Here is a 20,112-nt window from a genome sequence, read left to right on the forward strand (position 1 = left end):
TGGAACGGTATTTAAGAAAGGGTGAAACAAGGGGGAATGGTTCATGTGTTTTGCCGCTCGCAACTTGCTGCAGAGTTTTTTATAGATGAGGGACTTTCAGACAAGAGCAGGGGACAACATGTCATCCAGTTTGCGCAAAGCAGCGGTAGCGGTGCGGGAAAATGCCCATGCACCATATTCGAATTTCAAAGTAGGGGCTGCGATCCGCGCAGGTTCGGGCACGATCTATGTCGGCTGCAACGTTGAAAACGTGGCTTATCCTGAAGGCACCTGTGCAGAAGCCGGCGCAATCGCAGCAATGGTTGCCGCCGGAGAGACCAAGTTGAGCGAAGCCTATGTGGTGGCAGGCAGTGACATGCCGGTGACGCCCTGTGGTGGATGCCGCCAGAAGCTGGCGGAATTCGGGGCGGGCGACGTGGCCGTAACCATGGCGACAACGGGTGGAATAGAACAGCAGACCACGCTGGCGGACCTGTTGCCGGGGGCCTTTGGGGCCGCCCATATGAAGGGGTGACGGGATGGCTGCCGGGAACAGCGCCGCGATAAATGCACGGTCGATCTTAGCGAAGTTAAGACACCGTCAGCCCCCCACCCAAGGCGAACTGGCCTGGGTGGCGCGCGCGCTTGCCGATGGCGGGATCAGCGATGCACAGGCCGGTGCCTTTGCAATGGGCGTGTGTTTGAACGGATTGACAGACGACGGGCGCGTGGCGTTGACGCTTGCGATGCGCGATTCAGGTCGCGTGCTGACCTGGGATCTGGACGGTCCGGTGTTGGACAAACACTCAACCGGCGGCGTGGGGGACTGCGTGTCACTGGTCCTTGCCCCGGCATTGGCCGCTTGCGGGGCCTATGTTCCAATGATCTCGGGGCGCGGCCTTGGACATACCGGCGGCACGTTGGACAAACTTGAGGCGATCCCGGGCCTCTCCACTGATCTGGACGAGGCGCGGTTTCGCGATGTTGTGGGGCGGGTCGGCTGTGCCATCGTCAGCGCCAATGCCGACATAGCCCCGGCAGACAAGCGGCTTTATGCGGTGCGGGATGTGTCCTCGACCGTGGATTCACTGGATTTGATCACCGCCTCGATCCTGTCCAAGAAATTGGCGGCGGGGCTGGATGGACTGGTGCTGGATGTCAAAGTGGGCAGTGGTGCCTTCATGAAAGACCTCGGCCAGGCGCAAGCGCTGGCCGGGGCGCTGACCCAGGCTGCGAACGCAGCAGAATGCCGGACCACCGCGGTGATCAGCGATATGAGCCAGCCGCTGGTGCCAAGCCTTGGCAACGCTCTGGAAGTGGCAGAAGTCATGCGGGTTTTGACCGGTGCCGGACGTGGCCCGATTGTGGATGTCGCGGCCACCCTTGGGGGTGTCCTGTTGGCGAACGGTGGTTTGGCCAACGACGCGCAAGCGGGGGCCGAGGCGATCACAAAGGCAATCCGGGGTGGTGCCGCGGCGGAACGATTTGGCACCATGCTGGCCGCAATGGGGGGACCTGTGGCATTTGTCGAGAACTGGCAGCGGTTCCTACCCGAGGCGACCGTCATTCGCGAAGTGACGGCGGCGAAAGACGGATATGTCAGCGAAATTGATGGCGAAGCCCTGGGTCTGGCAGTTGTCGCCCTTGGTGGCGGGCGCGTTGTTGAAAGCGACCGGGTCGACCCTGCTGTGGGCCTGTCAGATGTGGTGCGACTGGGCCGCAAGATCCGCCGGGGTCAGACATTGGCCGTGGTGCATGCAACGCGGTCTGACGAGGCGGACCGCGCGGCACAAACAGTAAGATCAGCGATCAGCCTGGGGTCTGCAAAACCCAAGGTGCCGGATCTGATCATCGAAAGGGTAGGCTGATGGCGCGGGCATTTCTTGTGGTGATGGATTCCGTCGGGATTGGCGGTGCACCGGACGCGGATACATTCTTTAACGGCGATGTCCCGGACAGCGGTGCCAATACATTTGGCCATATCGCGCAAGCCTGTGCCGCAGGTCTGGCCAATGAGGGCCGCAGCGGGCCATTACAGGTGCCGCATTTGGCCGCCCTTGGGCTGAGCAGCGCGCTCGAACTTGCCAGTGGGATGCGTGTTGACGGTCTTGACGGGCCTGTGGACGGAACATGGGGGGCAGCGACCGAAGTGTCGCGCGGCAAGGACACGCCGTCGGGGCATTGGGAATTGGCGGGCCTGCCGGTGCCGTGGGACTGGCATTATTTCAACGATACGGAAAATTCATTCCCGCGCGAACTGGTGGACCTTGTGTCAAAGGCGGCTGGAACAGATGGCATTCTGGGCAATTGCCACGCGCCCGGCACCGCCATCATCGAACGGCTGGGTGCCGAGCACATCAGATCCGGTTGGCCGATATGTTATACCTCAGCAGATTCCGTGTTTCAGATTGCCGCGCATGAAGACCACTTTGGCCTTGATCGCCTGCTGGCGCTTTGCAAAGCAATCGCACCGCACCTGCATGAGATGAGAGTGGGCCGCGTCATTGCGCGCCCCTTTGTCGGGGATGCAGAAACCGGGTTTCAACGCACGGGCCACCGCCACGATTACGCCATGCCTCTGCCCAAACCGGTGCTGACCGATTGGGTGCAGGACGCAGGCGGGCATGTCTACGCGATTGGCAAGATCGGTGATATTTTCTCAATGCAGGGCATTGACGAGGTTCGCAAAGGCTCCGATGCGGTGCTGATGGGCCATCTGTTCGATCTGGTGCGCGACGCTGCCGAAGGCAGTCTGACATTTGCGAATTTTGTGGAATTCGACAGCATCTATGGCCATCGGCGCGACGTGTCGGGGTACGCCCGCGCGCTGGAATGGTTTGACGTCGAGATCGGCAAGGTTATCGCGATGCTGCACCCGGGTGACATGCTGGTGCTAACGGCGGATCACGGCAACGATCCGACATGGGTCGGCACCGATCATACCCGCGAACGGGTCCCTGTGCTGGTTGCCGGTTGCGGGCAAGGCACGCTCGGCCAGATCGCATTCAAGGATGTCGCCGCCCTGGTTGCGCGCCATCTTGAGGTGGCAGTGCCAGAGTAAACATTGCATGAGGTCTGCTTGAAACTCGACCCATGTTCATTCAGAACCGGGGCAATGAAAAAAGGGGAACGACATGGCTGAGAACGACATGGTTAAGAACGATGGGCATTTGACTGTGGTGGATCACCCGCTGGTACAACACAAGCTCACGATCATGCGCGACCGAGACACCCCCACGGCCGTGTTTCGGCAATTGCTGCGCGAGATCAGCCAGCTTCTGGCCTATGAGGTCACGCGCGGCTTGCCGATGACGACCAAACGCATCGAGACACCGATGCGCGAGATGGACGCACCGACATTGGACGGCAAGAAACTGGCGTTGATTTCGATTCTGCGTGCAGGCAACGGTCTTTTGGATGGTGTGCTTGAGCTGATCCCTTCTGCTCGGGTGGGTTTTGTGGGTCTTTACCGCGACGAGAAAACCCTGCAACCGGTTCAGTATTATTTCAAGGTGCCTGAAGGTCTGGATGACCGTCTGGTCATTGCGGTGGATCCGATGCTGGCCACGGGGAATTCGTCTGTTGCTGCGATTGATTTGCTGAAATCCGCCGGGGCCACAAACATTCGCTTTCTGTGTCTGTTGGCGGCACCTGAAGGCATTGCGCGCATGAAAGAGGCCCATCCGGACGTGCCCATTGTCACGGCGGCCGTTGACGATGCGCTTAATGAGGTGGGTTATATCGTGCCCGGCCTTGGCGATGCGGGCGATCGTATGTTCGGAACGAAATAATACCACCAAATGGCGCATAATGCCGGGTTCTGAGCCTAGACTTGGGCGGCGCTGTGGGGCATCGTAAGTGACATATTGTGTGGGGGCACGTGATGAAAATTACACGAATTTTGGCAATCGCTCTTGTTGCCGGGTCGCTTGGTGTCAGTACATTGCACGCCCAGATCACAGAACAGCAACCAGCAGAGTTTCCGCCACCGTCCTATAAGGGCAAACAATATGTGGACAGCAAGGGATGTGTGTTCATCCGGGCGGGCATTGACGGCAATGTGTCATGGATCCCCCGCGTCACCCGCGCCCGCAAAACGGTCTGCGGTTTCAAACCATCAATTGTCGGACAGGTGGCCCCGGCACCGGCCCCCGTGCCTGCGGCTGAAGAGCCTGTTCAGATCACTTTAGACATCCCTGCAGCGCCCTCTGCGGCCCAGCAAGCACCGCGTGTTGCGGCAAAGCCGCGCAAGGTACCTGCGCGGGTTGTTCGGCAAACCGCGCCAAAAAAGTTGCGGCGCACAACCCAGCAGCCCGTCGTTGTTGCCGAGGCCCCTGCAACGAAAGGTCAGTTACAGGTTCAGACCGCATGCCCCGATGCGTCACCTTTGTCACAGCAGTATCTGCGGCGCAGCAAAAACCTCGCGGTGCGCTGTGGCCCGCAAACGGCCCCGATTGTGGGCGCAAACGGCGTGATCGGAGATGCTCAGGTGGCGGGGGCATCCGGACAATATGCCGGCACCCCGGCGTCAGCGTCCCAAATCACTACAACCACGCGCATCGTGCCAAGACATGTGGCGTACAACCGGATCAATACCCGCAACGTCTCTTTGCCGAAGGGTTATAAAAAAGTCTGGGAAGACGACCGGTTGAACCCCTATCGGGCGGAACAAAACCTTCAGGGGCGTTCTCAGATGCTGCTGATCTGGACACAGACCGTGCCACGCCGCCTGATTGATAGAAGATCCGGGCGCGATGTGACGGCGTCCGTGCCGTTGATCTATCCCTACCTCGACGTGACAACGCAGAGCCGCGAGTTGGGTGAGGTCACGATTGTTCAACGTGATGGGCAGATCGCTAAACGGGTCGTGCGCAATCCCGGCGTGCGCAAACCGGTCTATTCCAGCCGATCTGCGCCCAGCTCTAAGGCGACAAATCCAGCAACACCGGGCACTTTGGCCCGTAACCATTATGTTCAGATCGGCACCTTCGGTCAGTCAGAAAACGCCCAGCGGTCGGCGCAAAACATCGCTCGGATGGGGTTCCCGTCACGGATTGGCAAACATCGCAGGAACGGCAAGACTTTTCTGACCGTTCAGGCCGGACCGTTCAACGATGAACGTAAACTGCAAACCGCGATCAAACTGTTGCGCGGCGCTGGTTACACGGACGCATTTGCCCGGAAATAGCTGCCTGTCCTTTTAGATATTGCACAGGGCCAGTCGGACTTAACCCAACTGGCCTTTTTGCGCAGAGGCCGAAAGACCGCTATCCGCCACAGATGTTTTGCAGGCGCAGCCAATCCGCATCAGACATCAGCGGCTCTGTCAGCTGTCCGTTCATCGGATCCCCTTCGATCAGGCTCAGAACATTTTCACCTGTAATATCAACGGCATAGGCATAAGGGGTGCTGCGCAAGGCAGCGACTTTGAACTGGGCCAGATGTGCCAGCGTTTCGGGCACGGTTGGTGGCCGCGCCATGAGGTGTTCCGCGTATCTGTCCAAGGCGGCGTCGCTCACATCACCGGTGGTCAGCAAACGGAAATTCTCGCGGATGCCGACAGACCGCAACAGATCGTGCAATGGATCTTCGACGGCACGATTGGCCATTTCGGTCAGCACATAGCCGGCTGCGACATCAGGCTCTTCGTAATCTTCAATAACGCTGCGGCCCAACACGATCATGCCACCGGGCAAGTGCAGGCTGGTGCGGGGCATATCCGGCAGGACGGTCAGTCTTCCCGCCTTCAGCCGCGCGCCAAGCCGCGCAAGGGCAGCTTGACCGTTGGCGTCGCTGCAAGCTGGGCCAGACACCCGTTCGACACGCTTGAGCAAAGCCTCGCCAATGCTGACCCGTTTGACGCCCGGCACAACCCTAAGGGTGTGATCCCGCATGGCACCGGGCAACCAGAAAACGGCAAAACCAACGACGACGGCAAAGGATATCAACATGCCAAGCCACCGCAACCTGCCGGGTTTCGGCCGGGTTCGGTCAATCGCACGCCGCAGCGTTTCGATGGCCTCGATCATCTGCGCTTCGTCTTCGGGCAGTTCAAGCGTTTCGCCGGGGTCACCATCGGGATGATAGATCGCAGGGCAAATGCCTGCATTGGCGCGCTCCACTGCTGCGAGCGACCAATGTGCCAAGGCCTGATCCTTGAGATCGCTGATGATCAACGTGGCATCACCAATCGACACAATCACCTCGCGCCGCTGCACATCGGGCGTTGCACGCCAAAGGCCAGTCGCCTCGATGCGGGCATATTTATTGAGGGCGGTCATGGGGCTGCTGCGGTGCCTTGTTGTTTTTAAGGCACTTTAGCATAGCTTGCGTCCGGGGCAATGGTGGCGTTCTGACCCCAGAGCGGCGGCATTCTAATCAACCTCAGCGGCATGTTTGCGCAGCTCAAACTTCTGGATCTTCCCTGTCGAGGTTTTTGGAAGCTCCTGAAAAATGATCCGCTTGGGTGTTTTGAACCCGGCCAGCGTTTCGCGGGTGAATGCGATCAAAGCGGCCTCATCGCCCTTCGCTCCGGGTTTGAGCTCAACAAAGGCGCAAGGCACTTCGCCCCATTTGTCATCCGGTTTGGCCACAACGGCGGCAAGGTTCACGTCCGGGTGGCCCATCAGAACGCCTTCAACTTCGACCGAGGATATGTTTTCGCCGCCCGAGATGATGATGTCCTTGGCACGATCCGCGATCTGGATGTAGCCATCGGCGTGCTGGACCGCCAGATCGCCGGAATGGAAATAGCCACCTGCAAAGGCCTCGCGCGTGGCCTCGGGGTTCTTGAGGTAGCCTTTCATCACCGCATTGCCGCGGATCATGATCTCGCCCTGGACACTGCCATCCATCGGCACCTGTTCCAGGGTGCTGTCGGTCACGGTGATGTGGTCCATCATTGGCATCGCGACCCCCTGGCGTGCTTTGATCGCGGCGCGGGCAGGGGCATCAAGCGTGTCCCAGTCCTGGCCGCGCCACAGACATTCGGTGACATGGCCATAGGTTTCGGTCAGCCCGTAAACCTGGGTGACGTTGAACCCCAGTTTCTCGATCTTGCCCAGCGTCGCGGGGGCAGGGGGGGCGCCTGCGGTAAAGACCTCGACCACGTGATCAAAACTGCGGCGTTGGTCTTCGGGCGCATTGACAAGCATGTTCAGCACAATTGGCGCACCGCCAAAATGGGTCACTTTTTCATCCGCAATCGCGTCATAGATCGCGGTGGCAGTGACATCGCGACAACAGACAAGCGTGCCGCCAATCAGCGGCATCATCCATGTGTGGTTCCAGCCGTTGCAGTGAAACAGCGGCACGATCTGCATATACACCGGGTGCAGCACCATGCGCCAGCTGATCACCGTGCCCATGGTCATCAGATATGCACCGCGATGATGGTACACGACCCCCTTGGGTCGGCCGGTGGTCCCGGATGTGTAATTGAGCGCAAGGCTTTCCCATTCGTCCTGCGGCATCTGCCACGGAAATGCAGCGTCCGCCCCGGCCAGCACATCCTCATATGCCGGATAACGCCCCGTTGCGGGAAATCCTGCGACGGGATCAGGCACCTCGATGATCTGCGGCGCGGTGCCTTTCATGGCAGCACAGGCAGCTTCGGCCAGATCGATAAACTGGGTATCCACCAACAGGGCCTTCGCGCAGCCATGGTCAAAGATATAGGCGACAGTGTTCACATCCAGCCGCGTGTTGATCGTATTCAACACCCCACCACAGGCGGGCACACCAAAGTGCGCTTCGGCCTGGGCTGGGGTGTTGGGGATCAGCGTAGCCACCACATCGCCGGGGCCAATGCCCATGCCCGCCAACGCAGATGCAAGCCGGGTGCAGCGATCGTAGTACTGCGCATAACTGACGCGGTGGTCGCCATAGATCACGGCGGTTCGGTCGGCAAAGACATGGCGCGCCCGTGCCAGATGGGAAAGCGGAGTCAATGCCACAAAGTTTGCGGCACATTTGTCCAACCCGGTCTCGTCCTGCATCCAGCCCATGTCGGTCCCTCCCCAGCACTTCATGTCGCTTTAGGGGTTGAGTATTACGGCGCAGGCGTGACTTTGGAAGAGGTGAAAACGAACAAAGGGCAAGATGTGACGACGGGTGATGTAAAACCGGGGCTGGCGGCACTGTCTGTATTGGGCGGGATGGCTACATTGGGTCTGACCGACAACTTTGTGCCCTATATTTCCGAACGTGGCTCGCTGTGGCAGTTCCATATGCTGCGCAGCATCATGGCGTTTGGTGTGCTGGGTCTCATCGTGGCACTTGGCTTTGGTGCACTGCGGCCCAAGCGGCTTGGTGCGGTGCTGGGGCGCAGCCTGTTTCAGGCGGGTGCAATGTTGATCTATTTTGGCTGTTTATCGGTGCTGCCGATTGGCGTGGTGGTGGCGGGGCTCTTTACCGCACCGCTTTTTGTTGTGCTCATATCAATCCTGTTTCAGGGCAAAACAGTTGGCCCGTTTCGCTGGGCGGCGGTGGGATTGGGGTTTGTCGGTGCGCTGATGGTGATCCGGCCTGATCCGGATGCGCTGAACCTTGTCGCGTTCCTGCCAATTGTTGCGGGGTTGCTGTATGCCATTGGTGCCGTTGCAACCCGCGCATGGTGTGAGGGTGAGGGGACCCTGACCCTGACGGCAGGTTTCTTTGGCATGTTGGGGGTCTTTGGCACAATTGGTGTGCTGATGATGCCGGTTGACGGACCGCCGGGTCATGCGGGATTTGTTTTGCGGTCCTGGGGCCCGATGGATGCGCAAATGCTGTTCTGGATTGCGGTACAGGCGGTTGGATCGCTGTTGGGCATCGGTTTGATTTTTCGGGGCTACCAATTGGGCGAGGCCACCCATGTGGCGGTATTCGAATATTCGCTGCTAGTCTTTGCCAGCTTTTGGGCATGGGTGTTATGGGATCAATCGGTGCCACTGCTTGGCCTTGTTGGTATGGCATTCATCGCGCTGGCGGGCATCATCATTGCGCTACGGTCAGGCGCACCTGTTGATATGCGCGGCGCATCAGTGCTGGAATAAGGACGATACCGTGATCATCAGTCGGGGCCGCGCGTATATATTTGTCCACATCCCAAAGACCGGGGGCACCTCAATGACGCTGGCGCTTGAGGACCGTGCGATGAAGAACGACATCATCTTGGGCGACACGCCCAAGGCGCGCAATCGGCGACGCCGCGTGAAAGATCTGCCATCACGCGGGCGGTTGTGGAAACATTCGACACTGGCCGATATTGACGGTCTGGTCGCACCCGATGAACTGGCCGACCTGTTCTGCTTTACCATGGTCCGCAATCCCTGGGACCGGGTGGTCAGCTATTACCATTGGCTGCAAGAGCAGACGTTTGACCATCCGGCTGTTGGTCTGGCCAAGGCCCTGCCATTCGACGGGTTCTTGAACAATACCAGCACCAAAGCCACGCTGCGCAATTGGCCCTCAACACGCTATATGCAGGATGCGCAGGGCACTAAGCGGTGCAACGCGTACATCAGGCTTGAATATTTTGCCGAGGATGCGGCCCCTTTGGTCCAACATCTGGGGTTTGATCTGACCTTACCCAAGGCGAACCGGTCGGACCGGCAACCAGATTTCCGGGGATATTACACCGCAGAAACCCAAAACATCATAGCCGAGTGTTGTGCAGAGGATATCGCGCTATTCGGGTATTCCTTTTCCTGAATTATCATTCCGTTAATACATTCTCGGCGATTGGGGCAATTTCGTGAACCAATTCTGTGAAATCCACTCTTACTGTGGCCAAATGGGGCACCAATGCCCCAATTCCGCCTTATTTTTGACTAGCCTTGGACATGTGAATCACCCTTAATGGTTGCATTCACTGCAACAGCGCCCTGCCAAGGCGCATCACCATGGGGATGGATGATATGTTTGGATGGAACAGTAAACCGCCGGGGATTCACCGCCGCTCAATTGAGACGAGTGGTGCCTATGACGGGGGACTTGCCGCTTTGACGCACGGTCTGATGGCGGGCACCCATGTTGCCTCAAACCTTGGTTGGCGTGTGATTGAAGCGCTGACAGTCGGCGACATGGTGCTGACCTTTGACCACGGCATGCGCGAGATTACGGAAATTCGCCGTTCAACCGTTTGGCTGGATGCCCCCGAAACCTCCCCTGCAATGTGGCCGGTGATCATCCCTACAGACGCTTTGGGAAACCGCACTGAACTGACGCTTCTGGCGGATCAGGGTGTGCTGGTGGAAAGCGATGCGGCCGCGGACATGTATGGTGATCCGTTTGCGATAGTTCCCGCGCATGTGCTGGAAGGTGTACGCGGCATTTATCGCGCCGCCCCGCCGCATCAGGTCGAATTGATTGCCGTCTATTTCGCCGACGAAGAAGTGATCTATGCCGAAGGCGGCGCATTAATCCACTGTCCCGCAAACAGCCTGGCCCTCGACAAATTCATCGAGGCACAGCCTTCGACTTACGACGTCCTGAATATCCGCGACGCGGCGTTCTTGGCGGAATGTCTGACGATCGAGGATCAGATGCTGGCCAAAGGCAGTCCCGTTGACAGCCAGATGGTTGCGCACTGCTGATCTGAGACGACACTTTGATCCTTTGGAGGGGGGCCAAAGATTAGGACATTCACTTCGGGAAAAGGGGGGTCACATGGGCGGCCCTCTTTTTCTTTTGAGTGAGCAGCAGGTTTGAGCCCGGAGGTGCCGGTTTTCAACCGATCAATGCAATAATTGATCCTTAGCCAATGACTTAGTGAGCAGCATCAAGCATCAGCGCGGTATGCCCGTTGGATGAAACATCAGCGTTTTCGCAGAAGTACCGAAATGTTGTCGTCCACTGTCATGGTAATCCGATTGACCAGTGTGGTGGTGAAACCCGCGCGCGCGGCGACATCCCGAAGGCTTTGTAAAGTGAAGTAGTTTACATGGTCAGGATAGCGAAAATCGCACCAATTCGGCCCCGGCACCAAACAGGCAATAGCCGCCACGCGCGCGCATCATCTTGTCCGATGTTTTATGTAAGCTGGTGGAAAGTTCGATACCAAAGGGGTCATTGGTGGCTTGATCCGTCCACCGTCGCCACAGCCGATGTCGCGCACATCGCCGTCGTTGAACCACCGGCGATAGGATTGGGTTTTATCGCGATACATGCCCAGAGAATTTCGAATCCGCCGCACCAGAGGGCTAAGAGCGGTCGACCCGGACGAGGACTCCTTTTTAGCTTCATAGGTTTTTCCCAGCCAAAATCTTCTTTGAGTGCCTCATACCCGGGCCGTTTGCGCAGGTAGACAAAACCACAGGGGTCACAGGCAGCCACCTGCCAAGGGCTGGATGAATAAGCGCTTTCAATCGTCGCATTTTTTGACGCGCAGGCCGGACAGTTGCGAAATGATGTATCGTCCTGCATCCGTCAGAACCCGCCCGCCGAATAGTCCTGCAAATGCGCGATTGCTGCGCTTTGCCCACTTTTTCCAAGCTCGTGCCAACGGTGCGTGAGTCGACAAACGTGCCATCGATGTCGAAAAAAACTTTATCGTAGGGCTTTTCAAATCGAGAATTTTAACGTCTCCAGATCGGGGTTTCGCGGGCCATTGGGTGCCGCGATGAGATATAAAGTTACCCTATGAGAAATCGGTTAGATATAAACATGTTGCTTTTTTAATGGCTGCAACGTCCCGCATTGCAGAGTTCCGCTCGAAGGTTCAAAGCAAAAAGGGACGCCTCAGCGCCCCTTTTTATCCGTTATGTCAACACGTTCACGCGGCCTTTGCGTCCGGGTCAAACCGTCCATAAAAGCTCTGACCCTTAGCTGCCATTTCGCGCAGCAGATCGGGGCAGGCGAACCGTTCGCCATACTTCTCGGTCAGTTGATCGCAGCGTTCCGCCGCATAAGGTGCGCCGATCATGTCGAGCCAGCTGAGCGGGCCACCAGACCACGGGGCAAAACCCCAGCCCAAGATCGCGCCGACATCACCCTCACGGATGTCCATCAGCACGCCTTCTTCCAATGCGCGCACGGCCTCCAAAGTTTGGCTGAACAACAACCGGTGCTGGACCTCGATAAGGTCAGGTTGATCATCGGACAGCGGGTACTTCTCTCTCAGACCTTTCCAAAGACCTTCGCGTTTGCCCTTGTCATCATAGGTATAAAAACCGGCGTTGGCTTTGCGGCCCAGACGCCCTTCGGCCTCCATCCAGAACACCAGTGGGTCGATGTCATCGTTGGGGTATTCCGCGCCCATCGCGGCCTTCGTCGCGCGGGCAATCTTGGCCCCCAGATCAATCGATGTCTCATCCATCAACTGCAGTGGCCCCAGCGGCATACCAACAAGTTTCGCGGCGTTTTCGATGAGCGCAGGTTCAACACCTTCCTGAACCATCCGCACCCCTTCGTTGATGTAGGGGATGATGCAGCGGTTGGCGTAAAAGAACCGCGCATCGTTGACCACAATCGGCGTTTTGCGGATCTGGCGCACAAAATCGAGCGCCTTTGCCACGGCCCGGTCGCCGGTTTGCTTGCCCTTGATGATCTCAACCAACAGCATCTTTTCTACCGGTGAGAAAAAGTGAATGCCGATGAACTGGTCATCGCGTGACGATGCTTTGGCCAGATCGGTGATCGGCAAAGTCGACGTGTTGGACGCAAAGATACACTCCGAAGGGATCACCGCTTCAACCTTCTTGGTCATTTCGGCTTTGACTTTCATGTCCTCAAAAACCGCTTCGATGATCAGATCGCAACCCTTGAGTGCGTCCAGATCGGTGGTTGCGGTGATCAGGTCTAATGCGGCCTGCTTCTTTTCCTCGGTGGATTTCTTGCGTGCGATGCCCTTGTCGAAATAGCCCGCAGCATAGGCCTTGCCTTTGTCCGCGGCCTCTTGTGTTTGATCAATCAGCACGACCTCAATACCCGCCTGAACCGACACCAAGGTGATCCCCGCGCCCATCATGCCCGCACCCAACACACCCAGCTTTTTCACACGCTGATCAGGCACGTCCGCGGGACGCACAGCGCCTTTTTCCAAGGCTTCCTTGTTCAGGAAGAGTGAGCGGATCATTGCACCTGATGAGGGGTTCATCAGCACATTGGTGAACCAGCGCGCTTCAATTTTGAGGGCTGTGTCAAAGGGCACCAATGCCCCTTCGTACACCGCAGAAAGCAATGCCTTGGCCGCCGGATAGACACCTTGGGTTTTGCCGTTCACCATCGCACTTGCCCCCACAAAGGTCATGAAACCCGCAGGATGATAAGGCGCGCCGCCGGGCATTTTGTAACCCTTTGCGTCCCATGGTTTGAGCAGATCGGCGTCCTTGGCATTCAACACCCAAGCATGTGCTGCCGCCATCGGATCATCCGCAACTTCGTCAATGATGCCTGCCTTCACAGCGGCGTCCGGCGACACCAGCTTGCCCTCCAGCAAGAACGGCGAAGCCGCCATCGCGCCCATTTTGCGCACGAAACGTGTGGTACCACCGGCACCCGGAAAAATCCCAACCATGATTTCCGGCAGGCCAATGCGGGCCTTTGGATTGTTGGCAGCAAAGATGCGATGCGTGGCCAACGGCAGTTCCAGACCAATGCCAACGGCAGTACCCGGCAACACGGAAACAATCGGCTTGCCACCTTTGTTGGTCTTTGGGTCCATGCCCGCGCGTTCAATCTTGCGCAGCATGTGGTGCATTTTCATCGTGCCCTCAAACAACCCGCGCGCCGGATCATCGCCTGCGTCTTCTTTCATCTTGGCCAGCAGGTTCAGATCCATGCCACCGGCAAAGGATCCGTCCTTGCCAGAGGTGATGATCACACCCTTCACGGCCTCATCCGCCAAAGCGGCATCGACCAGATTGTTGAGTTGCTCAATCCCTTCGAACGACATCACGTTCATAGATTTCTCTGGGACATCCCAGGTGATCACGGCGACGCCATCTGCGTCTGTCTTCATTGTAAAATCGGTCATATCTTCTCTCCCGTTTTGGGGTGTTCAAGTGCGCCGCGGCGTGTAGTCGGCAAATTTCTCAAGCAGTTGTTCAATCAGGGCCAGCGTGACGTCAGGGCCATGCGCACAATCTTCTTCGCTCAGCAAAATGCGCTTGGACTGCTGGAAATAATTCCGGTCAAAGCTGTCGCTGGGATCGGGGCGGTATTTGAAGAACAACGGCGGCGCGTCCTGATACAGACGCACATAGTCGCCGTCATTTTCCACCTTGATTTCAAGGTCCATATCGCGCTTAGCGGCCAAGGCGGCCACCGCGTGAAAAGGATGTTTTGCGCCGGTCATCACACACGCTCAATAATGGTGGCAGCACCCATGCCGGATGCGATACACAGCGTGGCCATGCCGACCTCTTTATCGCTGCGCTCAAGCTCATCCAGCAGTGTGCCGATGATCATGGCACCGGTGGCACCCAAGGGGTGGCCCATGGCGATAGAGCCGCCATTCACATTGACTTTGTCATGATCCACATCGAACGCCTGCATGAACCGCATGACAACGGCGGCAAAGGCTTCGTTGACCTCAAAAAGGTCGATGTCGCCGATCTTCATCCCATTGTCAGCGAGGATCTTTTCGGTCACTGGCACAGGGCCGGTCAACATGATGGTGGGGTCAGTGCCGATCTTCGCGGTGGCACGGATACGGGCGCGGGGTTTGAGCCCGTATTTTTCGCCAAACTCCTTGTTGCCGATCAGCACGGCGGCGGCACCATCGACGATACCAGATGAATTGCCCGCATGGTGAATGTGATTGATCCGCTCAAGATGCGGATACTTCATCAGCGCGATCTTATCAAAACCGGGCATGACTTCACCCATCGCCTGAAACGCCGGGTTTAGGCTGCCGAGCGATTGCATGTCGGTTTGGGGGCGCATGTATTCGTCGTGATCCAGTATCGCGAGGCCATTTTGGTCGCGCACGGTGATCACGGATTTGGCAAATCGCCCGTCGTCCCACGCGGCCTTGGCGCGCTGCTGCGAGGCCACGGCCAGTTGATCGGCATCATCACGGGTGAACCCGTATTCGGTCGCGATGATGTCAGCCGAAATACCCTGCGGTACGAAATACTTTTCCATCGCCAATGTCGGGTCAACGGCAATCGCTGCACCGTCGCTGCCCATCGCCACCCGGCCCATCATTTCAACGCCGCCCGCGATATAGGCCATGCCAGCGCCACCCCTGATTTGGTTCGCAGCAAGGTTCACAGCTTCCATGCCGCTTGCACAAAAGCGGTTGATCGCAAGCCCGGGGATGCGCTCATCAAGGTCTGATGCCAGCACCGCTGAGCGCGCCAGGCAACCGCCCTGTTCCATCACCTGCGTGACATTGCCCCAGATCACATCCTCAACGGCATGACCTTCAAGGTTGTTGCGGTCTTTCAGCGCGTTCAGTGTCACGGCAGACAAACGCAACGACGTCACTTCGTGCAAGGATCCATCCTTGCGGCCTTTGCCGCGCGGGGTGCGGATCGCGTCATAGATATAGGCTTCAGTCATGGTTCGTTCTCCGTATTAGGCGCGGTCAGCAGGGCTGCCGGGCATCAAATCGTAAGGGGCTTTCCAACCCGGTGTTTCAGACAGGCGGGTGAGCCAGGCGTCGATGTGGGGCCAGTCCATGCGGTCAAAGCCGAACGGTTCAGGGTAATAAAGATAGCCACAGCAGCTGAGGTCGGCATTGGTGATGGCGTCGCCGACGATCCAGTTGCGGCCCTTCAGGTGATCGTTCAAAACGGCATAGGCGGCTTTGAGGCGGCCTTGGTTGAACGCAATCACTTCCGCCGGGCGTTTGTCTTCAGGCAGAAAGTTCATTAAAAACCGGGTGAGACCGGCGGTTGAGCTCAGCTTGTGATTGTCCCACAAAACCCAGCGCAGGATTTCGCGCCGTTCGGTACTGTCTTTGCCGCCAAACTTCCCGGATTTTTCGGACACATAATCCTGAATGGCACCCGATTGGGTCAATTTCAGATCGCCATCAATCATCACCGGCGCTTCGCCCATCTCATTGAAGTTGGCGCGGTATTCCGGCTGCCGGGTTTCCCCCCCAAAGAAGTCAACTTTGACCGGTTCCCAGTCCAGCCCGGAAAGCTCCAGCGCCAAAGCCGCCTTGTAGGCATTCCCGGATTCGCCGAAGCAGTGGAGTTTGATTGTCATCGTCAGTTCCTTTTGTCTCTGTCGTGCAGCGGTATTTAAGAAAGGGTGAAGGGGTAAGAGTCCCTTGGTTTTCACCCTTTTACAAATACCGTGCACCGCGCTTGCTGCGGGCTGCACACGTGCTTTGTCACAACGCGCGTCCAATGAGTTCTTTCATGATCTCATTGGTGCCGCCGTAGATCCGTTGCACGCGGGCATCGGCCCACATTTCGCCAATGGCGTATTCCTGCATGAAACCGTAACCGCCATGCAGTTGCAGGCATTCATCCAAAACGTCGCCCTGGGTATCGGTCAGCCAGTATTTCTGCATCGCGGCTTTCTCGACGGTGAGCGCGCCGCGCAGGTGGTCAGCGATACATTCATCCAGAAACGCCCGCGCCACCATGGTTTTGGTTTTGCATTCCGCCAGCTTGAACCGGGTATTCTGGAACTGCGTCAGCGGCCCACCAAAAGCCTCGCGTTCCTTGCAATAGGCAATGGTGCGTTCCACAGCTCCCTCCATGGCACCGACCGCACCACAGCCGATGATCAGGCGTTCCTGCGGAAGCTGCTGCATCATCTGATAAAAACCCTGACCCTCGTCCTGACCAAGGATGTTCTCGGGGGGAATTTCGACGTTGTCAAAGAACAGCTCGGACGTGTCCGCGGCGTGCAGTCCAACCTTGTCAAGGTTACGTCCGCGCTGAAATCCGTCCGCGCCATCGGTTTCAACCACCACCATCGACACGCCTTTGGACCCCTCGGAGGGGTCGGTTTTGGCAGCAACGATGATCAGATTTGCGTGCTGACCGTTGGTGATAAAGGTCTTTTGCCCGGACAGGCGATACGCATTGCCATCGCGAATGGCCTTGGTCTTAATCCGCTGCAGATCAGACCCGGTCGACGGTTCTGTCATCGCCAGCGCGCCTATTAATTCGCCAGTCACCATCTTGGGCAGCCAGCGTTTTTTCTGTTCCTCAGTGCCGTAGGCAAGCACATAATGCGCCACGATGCCGGAATGAATGCCATGACCCCAGCTTGCCAGATTGGCACGTGAGCCTTCGATCAGGATTGCGGCCTCATGGCCGAAATCGCCACCCGGACCACCATATTCTTCGGGGACCGACGGGCAGAGCAGGCCCAATTCACCGGCCTGTGCCCATGTGTCACGGTCCATCTGGCCCTGTTTGCGCCATTTCTCGAATTTCGGGGCCCATTCGGCGTTGATAAACTGCGCCGTCATATCCGCGATCATGCGGTGTTCGTCGGTCATCCAAGAGGATGGTCTTGTGCCTTGGTCGTTCATTTTGCCCCCTCCCTGGTGGATCAGCGCTTGCGGCTTTCAAGCTCTGAGTTGAACAGCCGCAACCGGGCCGTCAGATTTTCTTCGTGTATCACCGAATTAAAGTTCTCAAACAGGAACGACAGCGCCTCACCTTCGTCCAGACCCGCTTCTGCGCTGAATTTCTTCAGGCGGCGATATCCGTCTTCGGTCATCGCGACTGGAAAACGGCGGGTCAGGCGAAAGCGTTTGGGCATGATGTCTCCGGGTTAGGGTAGGGTGGGGGTATGCCCCACCGCTACTTTAAAAGTTTGCAGCCTCCAGCGCCATGACCGTATCTGCACCCGATTCAATCCGCGTCAGATGCAAGGCCGTGGCAGGCAACTGGCGCGCCATGTAATAGCGTCCGGTGGCCAGCTTCGTCTGATAAAAGCCCGTGTCGCTGGCACCCTCATCAAGCGCCTTTTGTGCGGCCAGACCCATTTTTGCCCACATCAGGCCAAGGCAGACATGGCCAAACATATGCATAAAGTCATTTGACCCGGCCAGCGCGTGATTGGGGTTCTTCATGCCGTTCTGCATGAAGTACATGCCCGCCGCCTGCAAATCTTTGCTGGCCGCTTTGAGCGGATCAAGGAAGTCCGCATCGAATTCAGCGTTTTGGCCGGCATTGTCTTTGATAAAGGATTTCACCAGATCAAAGAACGCCATCACATGCTTGCCACCATCCTGGCTGAGCTTGCGCCCCACCAGATCAAGGGCCTGAACGCCGTTGGCCCCTTCGTAGATCATCGCGATCCGGGCATCGCGGGTGAATTGGGACATGCCCCATTCCTCGATATAACCGTGGCCGCCATAAATCTGCTGTGCTTTGACGGTCATGTCATAGCCCTGATCGGTCAGGAACCCTTTGATCACCGGGGTCAGCAGCGACACAAGGCCGTCCGCATCCTTGTCACCGGCACGGTGTGCTGCGTCGATCATCATCGCGCCCCACAAAAGAAATGCGCGGCCCCCTTCAACGAAAGACTTTTGGTCCATTAGCGAACGGCGAATGTCGGGGTGCACGATCAGTGGGTCGGCAGGTTTGTCGGGAAACTCGGCACCTGTCACGGCACGGCCCTGCAAACGGTCGTTGGCATAGATCACCGCGTTTTGATACGCGACCTCGGCCTGGGCGAGGCCCTGCATGCCAACGCCAACCCGCGCTTCGTTCATCATGGTGAACATTGCCCGCATGCCCTTATGCTCTTCGCCCAGCAGATACCCGGTGGCGTCGTCATAATTCATCACGCAGGTGGAGTTGCCGTGGATGCCCATCTTTTCTTCGATCGACCCGACCGTGGCCCCATTGCGTTCGCCCAGCGATCCATCTTCGTTCACGATGAATTTTGGCACGATGAACAGCGACACGCCTTTGATACCCTCGGGGCCGCCTTCGATCTTGGCCAGCACCAGATGGATGATGTTATCGGCCATGTCATGTTCACCCGATGAGATGAAAATCTTTTGCCCGGTGATTTTATAGCTGCCATCGCCCTGAGGGATCGCCTTGGAGCGCATGAGACCCAGATCGGTGCCACAGTGCGGTTCGGTCAAATTCATTGTGCCGGTCCATTCGCACGACACCATATTTGGCAGATAAGTATCTTTTTGCGCATCGGTGCCATGCACCAAAATGGCCGATGCCGCCCCGTGTGTCAGGCCCTGATACATTGTGAACGCCTGGTTCGCGGCGGAAAACATTTCGCCCACTGCAGTGCCCATCACGTATGGCATGTTCTGCCCGCCGTATTGTTCCGGCATGTCGAGCCCCGGCCAGCCGCCTTCCTTGACCTGCGCAAACGCTTCTTTGAATCCTGTCGGCGTATAGACAACCCCGTTTTCCAATCTGCACCCTTCTTTGTCACCCACCACGTTCAGCGGGGCCAATACGTCAGACGTCAGTTTCCCGGCTTCTTCGAGGATGGCAGACGTGAAATCGGCCTCAAGTTCATCATAGCCAGGCGTCGTCGACGCGGTCACGTTCAGCACATCGTGCAATACAAATTGAAGGTCTTTGGTGGGGGCGCTGTAGCTGGGCATCAAGGGTCTCCGTAGAATTGCGTTGTGTTGGTTTTGGACTAAAGGCGATTATTCCGCTGCATTACGCTGCTGATTCATTGAGGCGATCATTTTTTCACCCCATTTCAGCTGGTCTTGCAGATCACTGATCGCTTCATTCAATTCGTCGCGCTGCGCTTCCATATCGGTAAGGCGGGAGCGGGCAATTTCATAGGTGCGCGAAATCTGGGTCTGCTGCTGGTCGTCCATGTGGTACAAATCCAGCAGCTGCCGAATTTCCTCAAGGCTGAAGCCAAATCTCTTGCCGCGCAGGATCAGTTTCAGGCGCGCCCGGTCACGTTTGGTAAACAGGCGTTTTTGCCCTTCACGCACTGGAAACAGCAGTTCCTTTGCTTCGTAAAAGCGCAGGGTCCGCGGCGTGACTTCAAAGGCATCACACATCTGGCGGATCGTCATCGTGTCGTTATTTATCATCATCACTCTCATCAGAATGTTGCGTTCTGTATCGGAAATGGGTTGTTTTTCTGTCCTTACAACAGTCGCCCAGGTTTACGTAACTAAGACGCTACGTCACTTTGACAGGTGACGTAACTGGCAAGTAGGTAAAGGGGAAAAAGCTGTGGCATCCTGCAAATTTGAGCAACTTTACGTACGCTTTTTGAATC

19 protein-coding genes are annotated in these 20,112 nt (G+C 57.4%); 8 read left to right on the forward strand and 11 right to left on the reverse strand.

Annotation, left to right across the window (positions count from 1 at the left end):
• Window positions 1–118 precede the first annotated feature (118 nt).
• The 5 genes from C1J02_RS03955 (at window position 119) to C1J02_RS03975 (ending at window position 5,167) form a co-directional block, all read left to right on the forward strand.
• Window positions 119–514: a cytidine deaminase gene (locus C1J02_RS03955; RefSeq protein ID WP_114877354.1), complete on the forward strand. Its 396-nt coding sequence runs from the start codon at window positions 119–121 to the stop codon at window positions 512–514.
• Between the two features lie 28 nt (window positions 515–542).
• Window positions 543–1,847, forward strand: coding sequence for a thymidine phosphorylase (locus C1J02_RS03960; RefSeq protein WP_205389902.1), 1,305 nt, complete (start codon window positions 543–545; stop codon window positions 1,845–1,847).
• Window positions 1,847–3,040 carry a phosphopentomutase gene (locus C1J02_RS03965; RefSeq protein WP_114877358.1) on the forward strand — a complete coding sequence of 398 codons (1,194 nt, stop codon included), beginning with the start codon at window positions 1,847–1,849 and terminating at the stop codon, window positions 3,038–3,040. The genes C1J02_RS03960 and C1J02_RS03965 overlap by 1 nt, the downstream gene beginning before the upstream one ends.
• Window positions 3,041–3,113: 73 nt before the next feature.
• Window positions 3,114–3,770, forward strand: coding sequence for a uracil phosphoribosyltransferase (gene upp / locus C1J02_RS03970; protein ID WP_254693196.1), 657 nt, complete (start codon window positions 3,114–3,116; stop codon window positions 3,768–3,770).
• A 92-nt stretch (window positions 3,771–3,862) separates the two neighbouring features.
• The gene (locus tag C1J02_RS03975) at window positions 3,863–5,167 is read left to right on the forward strand and encodes an SPOR domain-containing protein (protein WP_114877360.1); all 1,305 of its coding nucleotides are present in this window, start codon (window positions 3,863–3,865) and stop codon (window positions 5,165–5,167) included.
• Between the two features lie 79 nt (window positions 5,168–5,246).
• On the opposite strand, the gene C1J02_RS03980 is transcribed toward C1J02_RS03975, so the two are convergent.
• A complete protein-coding gene (locus C1J02_RS03980) occupies window positions 5,247–6,260 on the reverse strand; it encodes a hypothetical protein (RefSeq protein WP_114877362.1) in 1,014 nt (337 codons plus the stop codon).
• Between the two features lie 93 nt (window positions 6,261–6,353).
• Window positions 6,354–7,985 (reverse strand): AMP-binding protein, encoded by a 1,632-nt coding sequence (locus tag C1J02_RS03985; RefSeq protein ID WP_114877364.1) that lies wholly within the window; start codon window positions 7,983–7,985, stop codon window positions 6,354–6,356.
• 72 nt (window positions 7,986–8,057) lie between these two features.
• On the opposite strand from C1J02_RS03985, the gene C1J02_RS03990 reads away from it, so the two are divergent.
• The 3 genes from C1J02_RS03990 to C1J02_RS04000 all read left to right on the forward strand — a co-directional run bounded on the left by C1J02_RS03990 (window position 8,058) and on the right by C1J02_RS04000 (window position 10,556).
• Entirely contained in the window at window positions 8,058–9,014 is a 957-nt protein-coding gene (locus tag C1J02_RS03990) for a DMT family transporter (protein WP_368073764.1), read from the forward strand.
• Window positions 9,015–9,024: 10 nt separating this feature from the next.
• The gene (locus tag C1J02_RS03995; RefSeq protein ID WP_114877366.1) at window positions 9,025–9,672 is read left to right on the forward strand and encodes a sulfotransferase family 2 domain-containing protein; all 648 of its coding nucleotides are present in this window, start codon (window positions 9,025–9,027) and stop codon (window positions 9,670–9,672) included.
• A 191-nt stretch (window positions 9,673–9,863) separates the two neighbouring features.
• Window positions 9,864–10,556, forward strand: a complete 693-nt coding sequence (locus tag C1J02_RS04000; protein WP_114877368.1) for a Hint domain-containing protein — start codon at window positions 9,864–9,866, stop codon at window positions 10,554–10,556.
• A gap of 472 nt (window positions 10,557–11,028) precedes the next feature.
• On the opposite strand, the gene C1J02_RS20775 is transcribed toward C1J02_RS04000, so the two are convergent.
• The 9 genes from C1J02_RS20775 to C1J02_RS04040 form a co-directional block, all read right to left on the reverse strand.
• The gene (locus C1J02_RS20775; RefSeq protein WP_162798221.1) at window positions 11,029–11,385 is read right to left on the reverse strand and encodes a hypothetical protein; all 357 of its coding nucleotides are present in this window, start codon (window positions 11,383–11,385) and stop codon (window positions 11,029–11,031) included.
• Between the two features lie 349 nt (window positions 11,386–11,734).
• Window positions 11,735–13,936, reverse strand: coding sequence for a 3-hydroxyacyl-CoA dehydrogenase NAD-binding domain-containing protein (locus C1J02_RS04005; RefSeq protein WP_114877370.1), 2,202 nt, complete (start codon window positions 13,934–13,936; stop codon window positions 11,735–11,737).
• A 24-nt stretch (window positions 13,937–13,960) separates the two neighbouring features.
• Window positions 13,961–14,257, reverse strand: a complete 297-nt coding sequence (locus C1J02_RS04010; RefSeq protein ID WP_114877372.1) for an acetyl-CoA acetyltransferase — start codon at window positions 14,255–14,257, stop codon at window positions 13,961–13,963.
• Window positions 14,257–15,468, reverse strand: coding sequence for an acetyl-CoA C-acetyltransferase (locus tag C1J02_RS04015; RefSeq protein WP_114877374.1), 1,212 nt, complete (start codon window positions 15,466–15,468; stop codon window positions 14,257–14,259). The genes C1J02_RS04010 and C1J02_RS04015 overlap by 1 nt, the downstream gene beginning before the upstream one ends.
• 15 nt (window positions 15,469–15,483) lie before the next feature.
• Complete coding sequence (locus C1J02_RS04020; protein ID WP_114877376.1) at window positions 15,484–16,122, reverse strand: glutathione S-transferase family protein; 639 nt, start codon at window positions 16,120–16,122, stop codon at window positions 15,484–15,486.
• Window positions 16,123–16,249: 127 nt separating this feature from the next.
• On the reverse strand, window positions 16,250–17,407 hold the full coding sequence (locus C1J02_RS04025; RefSeq protein ID WP_114877378.1) for an acyl-CoA dehydrogenase family protein: 1,158 nt from the start codon (window positions 17,405–17,407) through the stop codon (window positions 16,250–16,252).
• Window positions 17,408–17,427: 20 nt separating this feature from the next.
• Window positions 17,428–17,640, reverse strand: a complete 213-nt coding sequence (locus C1J02_RS04030; RefSeq protein ID WP_114877380.1) for a hypothetical protein — start codon at window positions 17,638–17,640, stop codon at window positions 17,428–17,430.
• Window positions 17,641–17,686: 46 nt separating this feature from the next.
• On the reverse strand, window positions 17,687–19,468 hold the full coding sequence (locus C1J02_RS04035; RefSeq protein WP_114877382.1) for an acyl-CoA dehydrogenase C-terminal domain-containing protein: 1,782 nt from the start codon (window positions 19,466–19,468) through the stop codon (window positions 17,687–17,689).
• 48 nt (window positions 19,469–19,516) lie between these two features.
• Entirely contained in the window at window positions 19,517–19,918 is a 402-nt protein-coding gene (locus tag C1J02_RS04040; protein ID WP_114880358.1) for a MerR family DNA-binding transcriptional regulator, read from the reverse strand.
• Between the last annotated feature and the right edge of the window lie 194 nt (window positions 19,919–20,112).

It is taken from the genome of Sulfitobacter sp. SK011 (assembly GCF_003352065.1).
Lineage (GTDB): Bacteria > Pseudomonadota > Alphaproteobacteria > Rhodobacterales > Rhodobacteraceae > Sulfitobacter.

Bases quoted from the DNA above. Each gene is read 5' to 3' on its own strand.
- C1J02_RS04030 (WP_114877380.1), bottom strand. From the start codon at position 17,640: ATGCCCAAACGCTTTCGCCTGACCCGCCGTTTTCCAGTCGCGATGACC.
- upp (WP_254693196.1), top strand. From the start codon at position 3,114: ATGGCTGAGAACGACATGGTTAAGAACGATGGGCATTTGACTGTGGTG.
- C1J02_RS03980 (WP_114877362.1), bottom strand. From the start codon at position 6,260: ATGACCGCCCTCAATAAATATGCCCGCATCGAGGCGACTGGCCTTTGG.
- C1J02_RS04010 (WP_114877372.1), bottom strand. From the start codon at position 14,257: ATGACCGGCGCAAAACATCCTTTTCACGCGGTGGCCGCCTTGGCCGCT.
- C1J02_RS04035 (WP_114877382.1), bottom strand. From the start codon at position 19,468: ATGCCCAGCTACAGCGCCCCCACCAAAGACCTTCAATTTGTATTGCAC.
- C1J02_RS04020 (WP_114877376.1), bottom strand. From the start codon at position 16,122: ATGACAATCAAACTCCACTGCTTCGGCGAATCCGGGAATGCCTACAAG.
- C1J02_RS03965 (WP_114877358.1), top strand. From the start codon at position 1,847: ATGGCGCGGGCATTTCTTGTGGTGATGGATTCCGTCGGGATTGGCGGT.
- C1J02_RS04025 (WP_114877378.1), bottom strand. From the start codon at position 17,407: ATGAACGACCAAGGCACAAGACCATCCTCTTGGATGACCGACGAACAC.
- C1J02_RS03955 (WP_114877354.1), top strand. From the start codon at position 119: ATGTCATCCAGTTTGCGCAAAGCAGCGGTAGCGGTGCGGGAAAATGCC.
- C1J02_RS04015 (WP_114877374.1), bottom strand. From the start codon at position 15,468: ATGACTGAAGCCTATATCTATGACGCGATCCGCACCCCGCGCGGCAAA.
- C1J02_RS03985 (WP_114877364.1), bottom strand. From the start codon at position 7,985: ATGGGCTGGATGCAGGACGAGACCGGGTTGGACAAATGTGCCGCAAAC.
- C1J02_RS03975 (WP_114877360.1), top strand. From the start codon at position 3,863: ATGAAAATTACACGAATTTTGGCAATCGCTCTTGTTGCCGGGTCGCTT.
- C1J02_RS20775 (WP_162798221.1), bottom strand. From the start codon at position 11,385: ATGCAGGACGATACATCATTTCGCAACTGTCCGGCCTGCGCGTCAAAA.
- C1J02_RS04005 (WP_114877370.1), bottom strand. From the start codon at position 13,936: ATGACCGATTTTACAATGAAGACAGACGCAGATGGCGTCGCCGTGATC.
- C1J02_RS04000 (WP_114877368.1), top strand. From the start codon at position 9,864: ATGGGGATGGATGATATGTTTGGATGGAACAGTAAACCGCCGGGGATT.